The organism is uncultured Sphingomonas sp. (assembly GCF_913774285.1).
Classification (GTDB): domain Bacteria; phylum Pseudomonadota; class Alphaproteobacteria; order Sphingomonadales; family Sphingomonadaceae; genus Sphingomonas.
Map to the genome: position 1 here is coordinate 74,520 of NZ_CAJYHX010000029.1, position 15,730 is coordinate 90,249.

At 65.3% G+C, this 15,730-nt stretch carries 15 protein-coding genes, 1 tRNA gene and 1 pseudogene; 9 read left to right on the plus strand and 8 right to left on the minus strand.

Annotated features, from left to right (window positions below):
* Window positions 1-18: 18 nt before the first annotated feature.
* Both QZ670_RS16450 and QZ670_RS16455 read left to right on the plus strand, forming a co-directional pair.
* Window positions 19-1,785 (plus strand): annotated as a pseudogene (locus QZ670_RS16450) (terminase family protein); the annotation flags it as partial.
* Window positions 1,786-1,948: 163 nt separating this feature from the next.
* Window positions 1,949-2,857 carry a phage portal protein gene (locus tag QZ670_RS16455; protein WP_365894674.1) on the plus strand — a complete coding sequence of 303 codons (909 nt, stop codon included), beginning with the start codon at window positions 1,949-1,951 and terminating at the stop codon, window positions 2,855-2,857.
* A gap of 8 nt (window positions 2,858-2,865) precedes the next feature.
* On the opposite strand, the gene QZ670_RS16460 is transcribed toward QZ670_RS16455, so the two are convergent.
* A complete protein-coding gene (locus tag QZ670_RS16460; protein WP_294257240.1) occupies window positions 2,866-3,405 on the minus strand; it encodes a hypothetical protein in 540 nt (179 codons plus the stop codon).
* 270 nt (window positions 3,406-3,675) lie between these two features.
* Between QZ670_RS16460 and QZ670_RS16465 the strand changes: the two genes are divergently transcribed.
* Window positions 3,676-4,512 carry a DNA adenine methylase gene (locus QZ670_RS16465; protein ID WP_294257242.1) on the plus strand — a complete coding sequence of 279 codons (837 nt, stop codon included), beginning with the start codon at window positions 3,676-3,678 and terminating at the stop codon, window positions 4,510-4,512.
* A 78-nt stretch (window positions 4,513-4,590) separates the two neighbouring features.
* Here QZ670_RS16465 and QZ670_RS16470 read toward each other — a convergent pair whose 3' ends face one another.
* On the minus strand, window positions 4,591-4,833 hold the full coding sequence (locus QZ670_RS16470) for a hypothetical protein (RefSeq protein ID WP_294257245.1): 243 nt from the start codon (window positions 4,831-4,833) through the stop codon (window positions 4,591-4,593).
* Between the two features lie 405 nt (window positions 4,834-5,238).
* On the opposite strand from QZ670_RS16470, the gene QZ670_RS16475 reads away from it, so the two are divergent.
* From QZ670_RS16475 to QZ670_RS16485, 3 genes are all read left to right on the plus strand, one after another.
* Window positions 5,239-5,478: a hypothetical protein gene (locus tag QZ670_RS16475; RefSeq protein ID WP_294257248.1), complete on the plus strand. Its 240-nt coding sequence runs from the start codon at window positions 5,239-5,241 to the stop codon at window positions 5,476-5,478.
* A 1,209-nt stretch (window positions 5,479-6,687) separates the two neighbouring features.
* Window positions 6,688-6,876, plus strand: coding sequence for a hypothetical protein (locus QZ670_RS16480; RefSeq protein WP_294257250.1), 189 nt, complete (start codon window positions 6,688-6,690; stop codon window positions 6,874-6,876).
* Entirely contained in the window at window positions 6,877-7,422 is a 546-nt protein-coding gene (locus QZ670_RS16485; protein WP_294257253.1) for a GNAT family N-acetyltransferase, read from the plus strand.
* On the opposite strand, the gene QZ670_RS16490 is transcribed toward QZ670_RS16485, so the two are convergent.
* Complete coding sequence (locus QZ670_RS16490) at window positions 7,419-7,925, minus strand: GNAT family N-acetyltransferase (RefSeq protein ID WP_294257255.1); 507 nt, start codon at window positions 7,923-7,925, stop codon at window positions 7,419-7,421. The genes QZ670_RS16485 and QZ670_RS16490 overlap by 4 nt on opposite strands.
* 288 nt (window positions 7,926-8,213) lie before the next feature.
* Here QZ670_RS16490 and QZ670_RS16495 point away from each other — a divergent pair.
* Window positions 8,214-8,289: transfer RNA gene (locus QZ670_RS16495), tRNA-Val, on the plus strand.
* A 229-nt stretch (window positions 8,290-8,518) separates the two neighbouring features.
* Here the strand turns inward: QZ670_RS16495 and epsC are convergent.
* The 4 genes from epsC to QZ670_RS16515 form a co-directional block, all read right to left on the minus strand.
* Window positions 8,519-9,478 carry a serine O-acetyltransferase EpsC gene (epsC, locus tag QZ670_RS16500; protein ID WP_294257258.1) on the minus strand — a complete coding sequence of 320 codons (960 nt, stop codon included), beginning with the start codon at window positions 9,476-9,478 and terminating at the stop codon, window positions 8,519-8,521.
* Window positions 9,479-9,481: 3 nt separating this feature from the next.
* Window positions 9,482-10,780, minus strand: coding sequence for a dicarboxylate/amino acid:cation symporter (locus QZ670_RS16505; RefSeq protein WP_294257261.1), 1,299 nt, complete (start codon window positions 10,778-10,780; stop codon window positions 9,482-9,484).
* A gap of 125 nt (window positions 10,781-10,905) precedes the next feature.
* A complete protein-coding gene (locus QZ670_RS16510; RefSeq protein WP_294257265.1) occupies window positions 10,906-11,274 on the minus strand; it encodes a hypothetical protein in 369 nt (122 codons plus the stop codon).
* Between the two features lie 69 nt (window positions 11,275-11,343).
* Complete coding sequence (locus QZ670_RS16515) at window positions 11,344-11,907, minus strand: helix-turn-helix transcriptional regulator (RefSeq protein ID WP_294257268.1); 564 nt, start codon at window positions 11,905-11,907, stop codon at window positions 11,344-11,346.
* 91 nt (window positions 11,908-11,998) lie between these two features.
* On the opposite strand from QZ670_RS16515, the gene QZ670_RS16520 reads away from it, so the two are divergent.
* On the plus strand, window positions 11,999-12,442 hold the full coding sequence (locus QZ670_RS16520) for a DUF6456 domain-containing protein (protein ID WP_294257271.1): 444 nt from the start codon (window positions 11,999-12,001) through the stop codon (window positions 12,440-12,442).
* On the opposite strand, the gene QZ670_RS16525 is transcribed toward QZ670_RS16520, so the two are convergent.
* Window positions 12,435-14,951 carry a DUF2339 domain-containing protein gene (locus tag QZ670_RS16525; protein WP_294257274.1) on the minus strand — a complete coding sequence of 839 codons (2,517 nt, stop codon included), beginning with the start codon at window positions 14,949-14,951 and terminating at the stop codon, window positions 12,435-12,437. The genes QZ670_RS16520 and QZ670_RS16525 overlap by 8 nt on opposite strands.
* A gap of 100 nt (window positions 14,952-15,051) precedes the next feature.
* Between QZ670_RS16525 and QZ670_RS16530 the strand changes: the two genes are divergently transcribed.
* On the plus strand, window positions 15,052-15,726 hold the full coding sequence (locus QZ670_RS16530) for a glutathione S-transferase family protein (protein ID WP_294257276.1): 675 nt from the start codon (window positions 15,052-15,054) through the stop codon (window positions 15,724-15,726).
* Window positions 15,727-15,730: the final 4 nt, after the last annotated feature.

Here is a 15,730-nt window from a genome sequence, read left to right on the forward strand (position 1 = left end):
CCCCTGCCAGCATCGACGATGCCGATCCCCGTGGACGCGCGGCGGAAGGCGCGCAGCCTCTACTGGCGCTTCTGGACGATCACGCAGATCGCCGAGGAGCTGTGTCTTTCGCGCGCGACGGTAGAGTCCTGGCGGCAGCGCGATCGATGGGATGATGCGCCGGCCCTCACCAAGATCGAGGACGCGATCGAGGCGCGCATCGTCGGGCTGATCGACAAGGACAAGAAGACGCCCGGCGATTTCAAGGAAATCGACCTGCTGATGCGCGCGGTCACCACCGCCGCGCGGGTGCGCCGCTATGAGGCGCCGGGTGGGCACGAAGGCGACCTGAACGAGAAGGTCGGCAACCGCAACGCGGGCGAGAAGAAGAAGGCGAAGACCAACTATTTCACCCGCGAGCAGGTGGAAGAGCTGGAGCGCATCTTCCACGACGAGCTGTTCGGCTATCAGCAGGATTGGTGGGACGCGCGCGACCAGCGCACCCGCATGATCCTGAAATCGCGCCAGATCGGCGCGACCTGGTATTTCGCCCGCGAGGCGCTGCTCGACGCGCTGCGCGGGCGGGGCAACATGATCTTCCTCAGCGCCTCCAAGGCGCAGGCCCATATCTTCCGCGGCTACATCATCCAGTTCGCGGCGCGCGTCGGCGTGAAGCTGCAGGGCGATCCGATCGTGCTCGACGCGGAGACGCTGCCCGAGGGCGAGGATCTGCCGCAGCTGATCTTCCTTGGCACCAACGCCCGCACCGCGCAGGGCTATCACGGCAATTTCTACTTCGACGAGTTCTTCTGGACCTATGGCTTCGAGGAGCTGAACAAGGTCGCCAGCGGCATGGCGATGCACAAGAAGTGGCGGAAAACCTACTTCTCGACGCCGTCGACCGTCGCCCACCAGGCGCACCCCTATTGGACCGGCGAGCGCCGCAACCGCCGCGTGAAGAAGGAGAACCGGATCACCATCGACACCGGGCACGCCCGCCTGAAGGCGGGCGCGGTGTGCGAGGACAATATCTGGCGCCAGATCGTCACGATCGAGGACGCCGAGGCGCGCGGCTGCGACCTGTTCGATCTGGACGAGCTGCGCATCGAATATGCGCCGGACGAATTCGCGAACCTGCTGATGTGCCAGTTCGTCGACGACAGCCTGTCGGCCTTCAAGTTCAACGAGCTGCAGCGCGCGACCGTCGACAGCGTCGTCGATTGGCTCGACGTGCAGCCGCTAGCCTCGCGGCCCGTGGGCACGCGGGCGGTGTGGGCCGGCTATGATCCGCAGGAGAGCGAGAACGGCGACAATGCCGCGCTGGTGATCGCGCTGCCGCCGGAAGGGCCGGGGGGCAAGTTCCGGCTGCTGGAGAAGTACCAGCTGCGCGGGCTCGACTACCAGGCGCAGGCCGAGTTCATCCGCCAGCGGCTCGCTCGCTACAACTGCACCTATCTGGGCATCGACGCCACCGGCATCGGCTCGGCCGTCTACCAACTGCTCAGCGGCACCGTGCGCGGCTGCACCAAGATCGAATATTCGCTCGAGTCCAAGGCGCAGATGGTGATGAAGGCGCAGCACAGCTTCGCGCGCGGCCGCATCGAATTCGATGCGAGCTGGATCGACGTGCAGTCGAGCTTCCTCAGCATCAAGAAGGCGCTCACCGGCTCGGGCAAGGCGATCACCTTCAAGACCAGCCGGGGCGACGAGAGCATCGGCCACGGCGATCTAGCGTGGGCGGTCATGCACATCCTCATCAACGAACCACTGGACGGCAGCGCGCGGCCGCAGACGCGCTTGGAGATTATCGATGGGCAAGCGGACTCGGGCGCGGACGATGTCCCGACAGGAAACGGCGGCGGCGCCGTCTGGGGCTTTGGTGCCGGCGAAGGACGAGACCAGCTCGGGTGGCCTGGCGTTCAGCTTCGGCGATCCGGAGCCGGTGCTCAACCGCCGCGAGCTGCTCGACATGGCCGAGTGCTGGCACAACGGCCGATGGTACGAACCGCCGGTGTCGCTCGATGGCCTGGCGCGCGCGTTCCGCGTCTCGCCGCACCACAGCAGCGCCATCATGCTCAAGCGCAACCTGCTGGTCGCGTCGTTCCAAGCCTCGCCGCTGCTCAGCACCGCGGCGTTCGAGGCGCTGGCGCAGGACTTCCTCGTCTTCGGCAACGGCTATCTGGAGGAGCGGCGCAACATCCTGGGCGGCGTGCTGCGCTATGAGCACGCTATCGCCAAATACACCCGGCGCGGGGTGGAGGCGGGGCGGTTCTTCTACGTGCCCGGGGACCGCGACGAGGTGGAGTTCGCCCCCGGCAGCGTGCAGCAGGTCTGCCAGCCGGACGTGAACCAGGAGATCTACGGCGTGCCGGAATATCTGAGCGCGCTGCAGTCGGCGCTGCTCAACGAGGCCGCGACGCTGTTCCGCCGCCGATACTATCTGAACGGCAGCCATGCCGGGTACATCCTCTATGCCACCGGCGAGATCGACGAGAAGGACACCACCGCGCTCAAGGCGGCGCTCAAAGCCTCGCGGGGACCGGGCAACTTCCGCAACCTGTTCGTGCACGCGCCGAACGCGAAGGAGGGGAGCCTGAAGATCCTGCCGATCGCCGAGGTGGGCGCGAAGGACGAGTTCCTGGGCATCAAGAACGCGACCCGCGACGACGTGCTCGCCGCGCACCGCGTCCCGCCCCAGCTGCTCGGCATCGTGCCAGCGCAAGGGTCGAGCGGATTCGGCAACCCGCTCCAGGCGGTCGATATGTTCTTCGAGCTGGAGATCGCGCCGCTGCAGGTGCGGCTGCTGCAGTTCAACGAGCTGGTTGGCCGTGAGGTGATCCGGTTCCGCGAGCGGAGGTTGATGGCATCTATCGCTTAAACGGCGCTTTACGCGTTTCGGAACCGTGCAAACTCGGCTTTTGCTTTGTCGCTCGCTGCTTCAATCAGATTCTCCAACTCGGTGCGCGCCTGATGCAGAGGCTTCCCCATGATGACTTTTGTTAGATAGACTACACACCAAACAAACATAACCTTGCTTACTTCACGGTTGGAGTTCGAGCTCGCAGGTTCTCCTAGAATCGGTCGGGCTAATAAGTCTAACGCATCCACAAGTTCAGCGGTTGCGAAGGAAATATCTCTACGGCTGTGGGCGCAGGAATTCCTCATTGATCGTATTATATCACACATTTTGACGTGCTCTCGATCAATGATACCAAGCGCATAAGCTACCTTTATACGAGATGAAAATGTGCCAATTGGAGAGTCTGCCCCAAATAAACGCTTGTCTTCTTCGACGGTTAAATCAACAAAGTTCTGCCTTATGCGATTAGCTAAAGAGTCTTCTATTATGCTGCCTAAAATGATGACGGCTCCTCTATCCGTCTCGTCGACTATGGCTGCGCCGATGTCGATGTCTACGTCATTCACCGTTAGGCGTGAAAATTTTGCCAGATCACGGAGGACTGCCTCTCTGCCCTTCGGCTGCCGTTCTTTGTATGTCATAGGTCCAGCTTATCAGTAAGTCGCTTAATTGGAAGCTGCATGTCGGGCTCTTGGCGGACTACGTGAGGGGCTTTCCTACAGATTGAGTGACGTGCCATCGTCGGGTTCGTCTGATGCCGCCGGTCAACCTTATGGCCCGACCTGATATCTGTGTCGTCTCAGACGCATCAGTATAAGAAGAGGCAGAGCGTCCAAATGTTGAGTGCCGTAACCCCCGTGTCGCCCGCCGCCGGTTATATCGGCGGCAAGCGCAATCTCGCCGGCCGCATTGTCCGGATTATCGAGCAGGTCGACCACCAGCTCTATGCCGAACCGTTCGTCGGCATGGGTGGCGTGTTCCTGCGCCGCCGGCAGCGCCCGAAGGCCGAGGTGATCAACGATGTCAGCGGCGATGTCGTCACCTTCTTCCGCGTGCTGCAGGAGCACTATCCCTACCTGCTCGATATGCTGCGCTTTCGCGTTGCCAGCCGCGCCGAATTCGAGCGGCTCCGCGCGTTGCCCAGCGAGCGTCTCACCGACCTCCAGCGCGCGGCGCGGTTCCTGTACCTGCAGCGCCTTGCCTTCGCCGGGCAGGTGAGCAAGCGAACCTTCGGCGTCAGCACGACGAATGCGGCCAATTTCAACATCACGAAACTGGAGCCATTGCTCGCCGACATCCACGATCGCTTGGCCGGCGTAGTGATCGAGCAGCTCAACTATTCCGCATTCATCGACCGCTATGACCGTGCAGGCACGCTGTTCTATCTCGATCCACCCTATTGGGGGTGCGAGACCGACTACGGCCAGGACCTCTTCGGCCGCGAGGACTTCGAGCGCCTTGCTGCCCAGCTCGCCGGGGTCAAGGGCAAGTTCCTGCTCTCGCTGAATGACACACCTGGCGTGCGGGAGGTGTTCGGCGCTTTCGGCATGACGCCCATCGAAACGACGTACACGGTGAGCAGAGGAAATGCGTCCAAAGCGGGTGAGCTGCTGATTGCCAACTTCGCGATCTGCGCCAACACCGGCGCATGCGACCCCGTTTCCCTACGCTGAGAGAAATTGAATTCGCAGTGGCGGCCACGCTGTTGATTGCAAGTTATGGGATGACCGCCACTGATTTTATCGAAAAACTTATTCGGATTTGTGGACGTTGATTTCACCAATGTCCAAGCTGACGACTACGTCGCAGGCATCGGCGGTGTAGTCGTAGATTGCCGGGATCTCGTCTAGAACAATCGCTGTGACCAAAGTGCCGGCCTCGATCCCCTTCTTGTACGTCTGAAATCTGAATATAACTTCAGAGCCAATGGTCGGAACCGCGTCGCTCTTTTCCGTGAATACGCAAGAGCCGCTCAGAAAAAACTTGATGATCATTACTGGTTTGCTCCTGCCGTGCTGCTTCGCGGGTCTACTCGCGATCAGCGCCTAAGACCACGAATTATGCGTTCCCATTGCTCCTCGCTGTTCGGAAATCGATTGGGAGCCGTGGGCTCCTGTGCGCAAGGGCGGGCTCGCGCGCTTACTGGACGCCCGCCGCACTGCAGGCAATAGAGATGGTCGCGCAGCATGTGCAGCGACGTCGACCAACGATGGCACCGATACCACCGCTCCAGGCGGCGCGCGTCGACCACCGCGCTGTGACCGCACCCGCATTGCACCAGCACGTTGAAGCCTCGGCGCGTGATGTCGCTGAGGGTCTCATAGCGATGGTTCGCGCTCATGAATGGGCACCGCCGGCCCCGGGTTGCGAATGGAACATAACTAGAACATCATTAGGCGATGCGTACCCGAGTCGACAACCCGCACGATCATCCAACCGGCAGCTCGTCCCGTTGCCGGATCTGCACCGCGAACGATCGCGTGGCGTTGATCGACGATCTCGCCCGCGCGTTGTGGGACAGCCGGCGCGGTGGAACACTGGACGATGTCCCCCTCGACCAGGCGGGGCCGCACTGGCAGCGCGTCTTCCACGAGTTCGCGACCAGCGCGATCGAGATCCTCGACCCCGACCACCGCTGAGGCGGCGGGGGCCGCCCCCCCTCGGCGTTGGCGCCCCGAAAAGAGCGCTTTTCCCCCCGCCTCGCCCGCCCCCTTTTCGTGTCCCTTTTGATGCGCTGAACCGCCTCTGAGAGCCCCCCAGGGGGAAAAGGCTGCGCCCGTGATGCACTTTGATGCACCTCCAGCCTGCTTCCGAGCACCGCGCACAATTTAGAAAATCAGCCGGAACGTCTCAGCGGAAGGGTATAGCGAGCGGGAAAAGTGTGACCGGGCAGACCGGCCATACTCGAAGAGCTTTAACCGTCTGATTTCGCACGATTTACGTGGTCGCATTAAGGGGCCGACTGGAGCAAACCGGACACCCTTGGTTGAGATTACCTGATTGAAAACAAAGGATATTATTTTTTTTCAGAATCATGGTGTTTGGTCGTGATCCGGTTTGGTCCCGGTTTGCTTTGCGGTTTGGTTGTAAGTCGTTGAAATCGCACGGTGGTCATCTCGGTCACACTTTCCCCGCGTGCTACTCCCCAGCTTACGAGAGATAACAGGGCGTCGCGGCCAGCGGCGAAGTGTTCAATCTTTCACTGCTGCGCGCAGAGCTTCGAGCTGAGCCATGGCGCGCTGCACCTCGATCGATATGTATCGAGTGGTCGATACGCCTGGTGCCAAGGCCCAGTTGGCGACCCCGTCAGATACGATCAGCCCTCGGTCTCTCATGCGGCGGAGGTGGGATCTGAATGTGCTCCGAGATTCTACGCCAAGGCGCCGGACGAACGGCCATAGGACGTCTGATGATGTGCTCGTGCTCGGTGTCTGCCGCAGGCGATCCAACACCGCGTGTTCGACAAGGACGCGAGTCACGCTAGAGGCGCGAGGCAAAGGGGCTCTTTGTAATCCGTTCCGGCGGATCGCAGTAAGCTGTCGCTCGAGTCGGTCCACCTCTTTGTGAAGGCGATCGAGCTCGGCGCGTTTCCTACGCAGCGAAGATAGTAAACGACGCTCGGCAGAAGATTCTGGCTCGTCCATCGCGTTGCATATCGGATTTTCGTTAGATTTTTGCAACGCCAAAAAGCGCCGAAATCCGGCTTAGCCTATTGACGAAGCCGTCAATATCAATTACGCGGGCTACCGCGTAATTCATAACGCCCCCTCTTGCGCATGCGGAGCTAGCATGCAGATGAAAGCCTTAACCGATTCAACCGTATGTTGAATCACTGGAAGGAGGCTCACATGGGCATCAAATCGACGGCATTTGGTCGCGTCGTGCTCACCGACGCCGACGCCAAGAAGTTTAAGAATCAGGTCACCTATGGCAAGCCGAAAAAAGAGGCTGCTTCAGGCGTGTCGATTGGATTGAAACTGAGCAGGGAACTGCAAAGCAAAGGTGCTATCACATTCAGTTTGAATGAGATGGCATAATTGGCGCTCCCTGACGAGCAACTGACTCTTAAGCAGATTGAGGCCGGGGACAAGCTCTCCGGCCTTTCTCTTGGGCACGCCGATTTCACGCCGCTCAAAGCATTTATTCAAACGAAAGCAATGGCGTTTGAGCGGCAGAGTTTATCTCGCACCTATGGAATTTTCGGCGCGGAAACTAAAAACCTTAGGGCGTATATGACGCTGGTTTGCGGCGAGGTTGCGATCGGGGAGGAGGATCCAGTTCCAATCGACAACGAGGGTGTGGATTTCAATTATAAGCATTTCCCAGCGGTAAAGATCGCTCGCCTCGCCGTCGACCGTCGCTTGCAAGGGCTTGGCGTAGGCCAGAAGCTCGTCAATGTTGCTCTTGGCGTTGCCAAAGGGACGATCTGCCCTGTCGTGGGCTGCCGGTTCATGATGGTTGATTCGAAGCGTCAGTCCGTCGGCTTCTACGAGAAGTGCGGCTTCACGGTTCTCGATACTGTGGGCAATCGGGGAAGAGACGCGCCCGTCATGTTCATCGACTTGAGCAAAATTCCCGCTTAGCGGCGCAATCCGGTACCGCGCTCGCAAGCGATGACCTTACGAAAAAGGAGTGCCGGCTCGCCGGAGATTTCATCGGTGATGGACGTAGGCGCCTCGCCGAAAATGGCGAGCGCTACGCGTTCCGATGACAAATTTCCGGCGCCGACCACCGCTTCAATCGTCATCATCGGAACTTTAGCCCTAGCGAGCCCAGCCGAGAGCTCGTCGAGCGCTGCAGCAAGCGTCTGGACCGCTAAACCGCGACCTCGAAACTCGGGCGCAACGGCATAGCCGACCTCGAAAATCGGCCCTTCTTCATCCCATCCGATCTGAACGAGCATCACCAGCACCATGAGCGTGCGATGCTGAGCCTGCATATAGGAGAAGCGCGGCTTATCATTGGGATCATCGCGCGCAACGAGAATGTCGCGGTTCGCTATGCCGGGCTGTACCGGGATCAAGCCTCGAGCGAAGGCCTCCTGATATTGGACCAGCGCGTCCATAGGGTCAGTCATCGCGGGCATTTGCTTCAGCCTTTCTCAGAATGACTGCCAACTTTCATATCCCCGATCAACGAGATTTCGCCGCGTCCGAGAGAACAGGCAACTCACTTGGCAGCCTAGATTCGGGGGTTCCCAACGTGCATTTTTCGAGTGGCTTTCGATGCCGGGCGGCCATGGAAGGGCTCCTCGACGTTCGGGAATAGTTCGGGACGCACGGAGCCCTTCGGTGCCGCGCGTATCCGCTCTGTTCCGAAAATGCAGTGTTGACGCGTCCCGGAAATCGCGTAAATCCGCGCACTCCGGGCGACCGGGCGGTTAGCTCAGTTGGTAGAGCATCTCGTTTACACCGAGAGGGTCGGCGGTTCGAGCCCGTCACCGCCCACCATTTCCCTTCTTTGATCGTGCAGGCGGCCAAACGCGAGCCGTGCGGGCTTTCCCGCTCCCGCCTGCGGGAGAGGGAGGGAGCCGCCAGGCGGCGGAAGGGTGAGGGTGTGTGGGGCGAGTGCGGCCTTTCCAGCAACCCGACTCACCCTCACCCCGGCCCTCTCCCGCAGGCGGGAGAGGGAGACCGACGCCGCTCCCCGGCCGAAAGCGCTCGCGCGCGCCACCACCTCCTAGTCGCGATGCTCCGCCAGCCGCGCCGTCAGGTTACTCTGCGCGTCGCCGTGGAGCGGCACCGCGGCGGGCTGCACCAGCACGCTGTGCGGGGGCACGTTGTCGAGCAGCCAGACATTGCCGCCGATCGTGCTGCCGCGGCCAATCGTCACCCGGCCGAGGATCGTCGCACCGGCATAGATGATCACATCGTCCTCGATGATCGGGTGGCGGGCATAGCGGCTGCGCGGGCCCGCCGGGGCCAGCCCCAGCGGGCTGCGCGCGCCGAGCGTCACGTGCTGGTACAGCCGCACGTTGCGGCCGATGATCGTCGTCTCGCCGATCACCACGCCGGTGCCGTGGTCGATGAAGAAGCTCGGCCCGATCGTCGCCGCCGGGTGGATGTCGATGCCGGTGCGGGCATTGGCGAGCTCGGAGAGGATCCGCGCGACGATCACCGCGCCCAGCCCGTGCAGCTGGTGCGCGATGCGATAATGGAGGATCGCCAGCGCGCCGGGATAGCTGATCAGGATCTCGTCGACGCTGCGCGCCGCGGGATCGCCGACGAACGCGGCGTCGACATCGGCGTCGAGCAGGGTGCGGATCTCGGGCAGCGCGGCCGCGAACAGGCGGACGAGCAGGTCGGGCTGGTCGCTGTCGAACGGGGTGGCGCTGTGGAGCTGCCAATAGTCGAACTCGGCGGCGAGCTGTTCGCGCAGGATATTGAAAGCCTGGGCCAGCTGCTCGGCGACGAAATCGTCCTCGCGCGCGATGCCGCCGCGAAAGCCGCCGAGGCGGGTGGGGAAGAGCGCGGCCGCGACATGCTCGACGAAGCGGGCGAGCTCGGCGGGGGCAGGGAAGCGGGAAAGGCCGCGATGCTCGGCGCGGCGCTCGCGCCAGGCGGAGCGTACGCTGTTGAGCGCCGACACCGCATCGGCGATCTCGCCCGCAAAGGCGTGTTCGGAAACCGCGGTCGCCATGGATCAGGCCGTCACGGTACGGGCCGGGGTGCCCAATGCGTCAGGGGCGAGCAGGCCGCTCTGGCGGGCGACGATGGTCGGCACCAGCGCCTGGCCCGCGACGTTGACCGCGGTGCGGCCCATGTCGAGGATCGGGTCGATCGCAAGCAGCAGCCCCGCGCCCTCGAGTGGCAGGCCCAGCGTGGACAAGGTGAGGGTGAGCATCACCGTCGCGCCGGTGAGACCCGCGGTCGCGGCCGAGCCGACCACCGCGACGAAGGCGATCAGGCCATAGTCGGCCAGATGCAGCGGCACACCGAAGAACTGCGCGACGAAGATCGCCGAGACGGCCGGGTAGATCGCCGCGCAGCCGTCCATCTTGGTGGTCGCGCCCAGCGGCACCGCGAAGGCGGCATAGGCCGAGGGCACACCCAACCGCTCGACCACTTCCTCGGTCACCGGCAGCGTGCCGACCGAGGAGCGCGAGACGAAGCCGAGTTGGATCGCCGGCCAGGCGGTGGCGAAGAAGCGCAGCGGGTTCAGCCCGTTGGCGAGCAGTAGCGCCGGGTAGACGACCAGCAGCACCAGCGCGAGGCCGATATAAATGGCGACCGCGTAGGCGCCGAGCGCCGACAGCGCGTCCCAGCCATAGCGGACCACCGCATCGCCGATCAGCGCGGCGGTGCCGATCGGCGTCAGCGCGATCACCCAGCGCAGCAGTCGACGGAAGATCGCGAGCGCCGAGGCGTTGAACTGGAGAAAGGCGCCGCCCACCTCGCCGACGCGCACCGCCGCCGCACCGATCGCAATCGCGGCGACGATGATCTGGAGGACGTTGAACGACAGGCCCGTGCTGGCGCTGCCGTCCTTCAGCGCCGTGGACGCGGTGAGACCGAGGAAATTGGCGGGAACCACGCCCTTCAGGAAATCGAGCCACGAGCCGGTGCTCGACGGCGCCTTGGCCGCGCTCGCCGCGACGCCGGCATGGAGGCCTGGCTGGAGCAGCAGGCCGAGCGCAATGCCGATCAGCACCGCGATCAGCGCGGTGGCGGCGAACCAGAACAGCGTGCGGGCGACCAGCCGCGCGGCATTGTCGAGGTCGCGCAGCGCAGCGATCGAGGCGACGATCGCGGTGAACACCAGGGGCGGCACCAGCGCCTTGAGCAGCTGGACGAAAATCTGCCCGGTGGTGTGGAGCGCCTCGCCGATTCCCGCCTGCCCGGTCGCGCGCACGGCGAAACCCAGCGCCAGGCCGGCGGCCATGCCGAGCAGTACCTGAAGAGCGAAATTGGGACGGGTACGGGTGGGAACGGCGTTGGCCATGCGTGGCGGCTCCTTTCGGAATGCCACGATATCCTATTCGCTAAGTAGGAGAACAAAGAATTGCTATCAGCCGCATTGGGCCGGCTTGCGTCCGGGCGGTCGCGACGGGCCGCCCGGCGCGTGGATCAATTTGCCTTGAACGTCGGCTTGTCACCGGTGAAGGCGACGGTGACATAGCTGTTGTCGCACAGGTTGATGTTCGACCAGACCGCGTTGGTCTTGTCCTCGAAGGTGGCGCGCACGTCGAATTTGCAGGCGCTCGCCGCCTTCTCGAAATGCACCGTGGTCCTGCCGCCCGGCTTGATCTTGCCGTCCTTGTTGAGTTCGGCATCGACCTTGTTGTCGACCCAGGCGCCGCCGCCGGCGGGAGACACTTCGATCTTGGTGATCAGCTTGCCGGTAGCGTTGGTGAGCATGAAATCCCAGTCGTCGGCCAGCGCGGGGCCGGCCGCGGCGAGGAACGCTGCGGATGCAATGAGAGCCAGTTTCTTCATGGTCTTCTTCCCTCCTGTTGCGCAGCATGTTGCGCCCAACAGGTGCAGCGAGCAAGGGCGTAACAATGCCTATAGCGTGCGGACCAGCCGCACCGCGACGGCGATCCAGGCGGGATCGGTCACCACCTGCTGGCGGCCCCCTGCGCCGGGAGGGAGCAGCTGCAGCCGGGTGCCGTCGCGGCCGATCAGCCGACCGAACAGGAAGCGGCCGGCGGGGCGCGGCACCAGCACGTCGCGGTTGAGCGCGCGGCCGAAATCGGCGGGGGCAAGCCGCTCGCACCAGATGGCATCGCCGGTGCGATAGTCGCCGATGCTCGCCTCGACCGCGATGGCGATGGTGCCGGCCTCAGGGCGGGGCGGGACCAGCGTGGCGGGGCGGCGCGGGGCATGGGCACCGTCGGCCTCCAGTATCGCGGCCACGGGCACATCAGGGCGATCGGGAAGCTGGACCAGATCGGCGGCATCCACCTCCAGGGCGGCGGCGATCCGGTTGAGCCAGGCGACCGAGACGGTGCGGGTGCCGGTTTCCAATCGGCCGATCGTCTGCGCGGTGGTGGGCGGCTGGCAGCGGCGGGCGACATCATCGAGGGTCAGTCCCTTGGCCCGGCGGACTTCGCGTATCGCGGTGATCATGGCCTGCTCCTAACCAAATTGGTTTTCCTCTTTCCTACAGATGCGCCGCGATGGCAAGAGGGGGGGAGTCCGAACAAAAGGAGATCATGGCATGCGCGAGCTGGTGGAGCGGCCAACGGGCAAGGGCCGCAGCGTGACGGTGAACCTGGGCGAGTCGCCGCTCGACTGGCTGCGCGCGCGCGGCCATGTCGACGCCCGGCAATATGAAGCGGGCGAGCGGCTGCGCGGCGATTACGAGACGGCGTCGCTGGGGCCGCGCGTGACGATGCGCTGGGATCCCGCGCCGCGCGAGGGCGGGCGACGGTCGGCGTACGAGCCGCTCGACCCGACGCTGGCGCAGATCGCCGCCAAGCGCCGCTTCGATGCGGCGATCGCAGCGGTGGGCGGTGGGCTCTCCGACATATTGTGGCGCGTGGTCTGCGCGGGCGAGGGGCTGAGCGCCGCCGAAAAGGGGCTGGGCTGGCCGAGCCGCGCGGGCAAGCTGGTGCTGTGCCTCGCGCTCGACCGCGTCGCCGACCATTACCGGCTCAGGTGACCGGCGGCGCCTCGGGTGCTCCGGCGGGGCGGGCAAGGAAACGGCTATAGGCCCAGCCGATCGCGATCAGCGCCACGCCGAGCCCGAGGAAGGAGAGGATGCGCAGCAGCCCGTCCAGCGCGGCGGCGTCGACCAGGAACACCTTGCAGGTGGTGAGGGTCAGCAGGCCGAGGCCGGCCAGCCGCAGGTCGTGCCGCCCCGCCGCGATGCCGCGCCACAGCCAGGCGAGCGCGAGCAGCAGCAGCGCCGCCGAATAGCCGCCATTCTCCAGGCTGCCGATCGGTCCGGTGAGCAGCGTCCCGTGCGCCGCCCAGCGGATCGCGGCGAGCGCGGCGGCGATGCTGAGCAGCGCGGCGGGGATGCGCAGGCGCGGCAGCGTCCAGCACCAGAAGGCGGCGAGGGCGAGATGCGCGGCGAGCAGCGGCCCGGCTTGCTGCGCGACGAAGGCGGGGTTGAGCAGTACCAGGTCGAACCAGACCAACCGGGCAAGGCCGAGCAGCAGAAGCGCCTTGGCCAGCCCGGGCAGCCGCCCGGCGCGGAGCAGCGCCCATCCGGCGGCAAGCGCGGCCTGGGTGAACAGCGCACGCTCGACAAAGCCCCAGGCGAGGAACCGCTCGGGCGTCGCGATCGCCAGCGGCTGCTTGGCGAGCGTGTAGAGCAGCAGCACGGCGCCCGTGCCGGCGAGGATCGCGGCGCCGCGTCGGGCGCGGCCGAAGGCGCGCGGGTCGGCGAAGAGGAAGGCCAGCGCCGCGGCGATCGGTAGCGCGAGGACGCGCAGCACATCGGCGAAGGTTGGCAGTTCCTTGTAGGGCAGGCGGTCGCCGGTCAACGAGACGAAGATCGCCGAGGCGACATCGAGCAGGGGCAGCGCCGCGGCGACCAGCGCGGCGACCAGCCACAGGATCGGCAGCGCGAACAGGCTGGGCGCGCGCACCTGTCGTGCCCAGACGGCAAGGCCGCCCAGCACCAAGGCGAGCGGCAGCGACAGCCAGCCATGTGGCAGCGGCTGGGCCAGCGCGACGGTCAGCAGCGCCGCGCTCGCCAGCGTCGCGGTGGTAAGCGCGGGATCGTCGGCTTCGCTGCGCAGCATCCAGGCGAGTCGGGCGCAGGCAAGCGCAGCGACGAGCTCGAGCAGGCCCCAGCCGAGCGGAGCCAGCAGCGTCGGGGCCAGCAGATGCGCGACCAGGACCGGTCCGCCCGCGCCGAGCAGCGCCAGTACGATCCATTGCCGCCCGCGCGCCGCCAGCGCCTGGCCGGCACCGGTGAACAGCAGCGCCGCGACGAGCGCGCCCACCGGCGTGGCGCCGCGGTTCACGGCGGTGAGTCCCAGCGCCTCGAGTGCCAGCAGCAGCGCCACTGCGGCGAGCGCGCCGGGCAGATAAACGGCGTCGTGCCACGCAAGCACCAGCGTCGCCGCGGCGAGGACGAGGTAGAAGCTCCAGGCGAGTGGCCCGAAGTCGAGCCCCGGCGCGATCGCCACCAGCTGCAGCAGCCCGACCAGCAGCGGCGCGAGGCGGAGCCAACGGTTGCGCAGGCCCGCAGCGGGCAGCGCGGCACTCGCGCCGCCAGCGAGCAGCATGGTGTAGAGGCCGATCGCCGAGAGGTTGCCGCGCCCGTCGAGCACCGCGACCAGAAATTGGGTCCAGCCCAGTCCCGCGACGCTCGCCGCCAACGCCAGCCAGCCCCAGCGGCGATGCACCGCCAGCCCGAACAATGCGGCGACGAACAGCCCGAGATAGACGAGCAGCGGTGCGATCCCTGCCGCGTTGAACCCGGCAACTAGCGGCGCGAGGAAACCGCCCGCCAGCGCCATGATCGCGGTCGGCGGGCCGTGGCGCAGCGACAGGCCCATCGCGCCCAGCGTCACCAGCACGACCGCGCCGAACGCGGTGAGCGGGGCGATCAGATGGTAGAGCGCGGCGGCCATGTAGAGCGTGCCGTACAGGCTCGCGATGCCCGCGCCGGCGAATACCTGGCCCAGCCGGACATCGTCGCGGGTGGCGGGCAGGCGGCGCACCGCTTCGCTCGCCGCAACCAGCGCAAGGCCGAACAAGGCGGCGATAAAGGTGCGCGCGGCGGGGCCGAGCAGGCCCTGCTCGATCGAGTAGCGCACCAGGAAGAAGCCCGCGAGCACCAGCGCGACGCCGCCGATCCAGATCGGCAGGCGGCCGCCGACCAGCGTCTCGAAGCTGATGCGGGGGAGGGTGAAGGCGGGGCGGGGCGGCGCAGGCGGCGGCGGTGCCTCGACCGGCGCGGGCATGTGCACCGGCGGGGTGGCGGTCCCGTCATCGATCTCGTCCGCGGGTATGCGCGGCCCCTCGGGCTCGGCGATCCGCACGCTTGCCGCCGGTCGTGTTGCCGGGGGCGGCACGTGCGCGCGGTCGTCGAGCCGCGCGATCCGCATCTCCATTGCCTGCAGGTCGCCCTCTAGCTGGTCGATCCGCCGCTTGAGCATGGCGAAGGCGGTCGCGGCGGCGACGGCGAGCAGCAGAAAGGCATAGGCGGTCATCGGGCGGGACTTCGCACGTTCGAGCGGCAATGTCGCGCACGGGCCGCGCGACACGGCGCAAAATCGGCTATGCTGCCCGCCATCAAGGAGAGGAACGCCGATGATCGTCTATGGTTCGACGCTGTCGCCCTATGTTCGCAAATGCATGGTGTTCGGGGCGGAGAAGGGCTTGGAACTACAGCTGAAATTCGCCGGGCCCGGCAGCCCCGATCCCGAGTTTCGCGCGATCAGCCCGTTCGGCAAGATGCCCGGCTTTCGCGACGGTCACTTCACCATCGCCGATTCGTCCGCGATCGTGACCTATCTCGAAGCCAAATACCCCGAACCCAATCTGATCCCGCTGGCGCCCGAGGCCCGCGCCCGCACGATCTGGTTCGACGAACTGGCGGATACGATCATGATGGCCGCAGGCTCGGCGATCTTCGGGAATCGGTTCGTCAAGCCGCGGGTGATGCAGCTGCCGTGCGACCACGCCGCCGCGGACCAGGCCGAGAACGAGCAGCTGCCGCCGATCTTCGCCTATCTGGAGACGGCCATCCCCGACAGCGGCTTCCTCGTCGAGGATCGGCTGACCCTGGCCGACATCGCCATTGCCAGCCCGCTCGCGACGCTCGGCTGCATCGGCGTGTGCGTCGATGCCGCGCGCTATCCGCGCACCGCCGCCTATGTCGAGGCGATCCACGCGCGGCCGAGCTTCGCGGCGATTCTTGCCCGTGACAAGGCGCAGGTGGAAGCGATGGGCGGGGGCGTAGCCAAGGCGACCGCCGCCGCCTAAATGG

Excerpts from the sequence above, each read along its gene's own strand:
- QZ670_RS16455 (WP_365894674.1), top strand. The coding sequence starts at position 1,949 with ATGGCCGAGTGCTGGCACAACGGCCGATGGTACGAACCGCCGGTGTCG.
- QZ670_RS16465 (WP_294257242.1), top strand. The coding sequence starts at position 3,676 with ATGTTGAGTGCCGTAACCCCCGTGTCGCCCGCCGCCGGTTATATCGGC.
- QZ670_RS16470 (WP_294257245.1), bottom strand. The coding sequence starts at position 4,833 with ATGATCATCAAGTTTTTTCTGAGCGGCTCTTGCGTATTCACGGAAAAG.
- QZ670_RS16475 (WP_294257248.1), top strand. The coding sequence starts at position 5,239 with ATGCGTACCCGAGTCGACAACCCGCACGATCATCCAACCGGCAGCTCG.
- QZ670_RS16480 (WP_294257250.1), top strand. The coding sequence starts at position 6,688 with ATGGGCATCAAATCGACGGCATTTGGTCGCGTCGTGCTCACCGACGCC.
- QZ670_RS16490 (WP_294257255.1), bottom strand. The coding sequence starts at position 7,925 with ATGCCCGCGATGACTGACCCTATGGACGCGCTGGTCCAATATCAGGAG.
- epsC (WP_294257258.1), bottom strand. The coding sequence starts at position 9,478 with ATGGCGACCGCGGTTTCCGAACACGCCTTTGCGGGCGAGATCGCCGAT.
- QZ670_RS16505 (WP_294257261.1), bottom strand. The coding sequence starts at position 10,780 with ATGGCCAACGCCGTTCCCACCCGTACCCGTCCCAATTTCGCTCTTCAG.
- QZ670_RS16510 (WP_294257265.1), bottom strand. The coding sequence starts at position 11,274 with ATGAAGAAACTGGCTCTCATTGCATCCGCAGCGTTCCTCGCCGCGGCC.
- QZ670_RS16515 (WP_294257268.1), bottom strand. The coding sequence starts at position 11,907 with ATGATCACCGCGATACGCGAAGTCCGCCGGGCCAAGGGACTGACCCTC.
- QZ670_RS16520 (WP_294257271.1), top strand. The coding sequence starts at position 11,999 with ATGCGCGAGCTGGTGGAGCGGCCAACGGGCAAGGGCCGCAGCGTGACG.
- QZ670_RS16525 (WP_294257274.1), bottom strand. The coding sequence starts at position 14,951 with ATGACCGCCTATGCCTTTCTGCTGCTCGCCGTCGCCGCCGCGACCGCC.
- QZ670_RS16530 (WP_294257276.1), top strand. The coding sequence starts at position 15,052 with ATGATCGTCTATGGTTCGACGCTGTCGCCCTATGTTCGCAAATGCATG.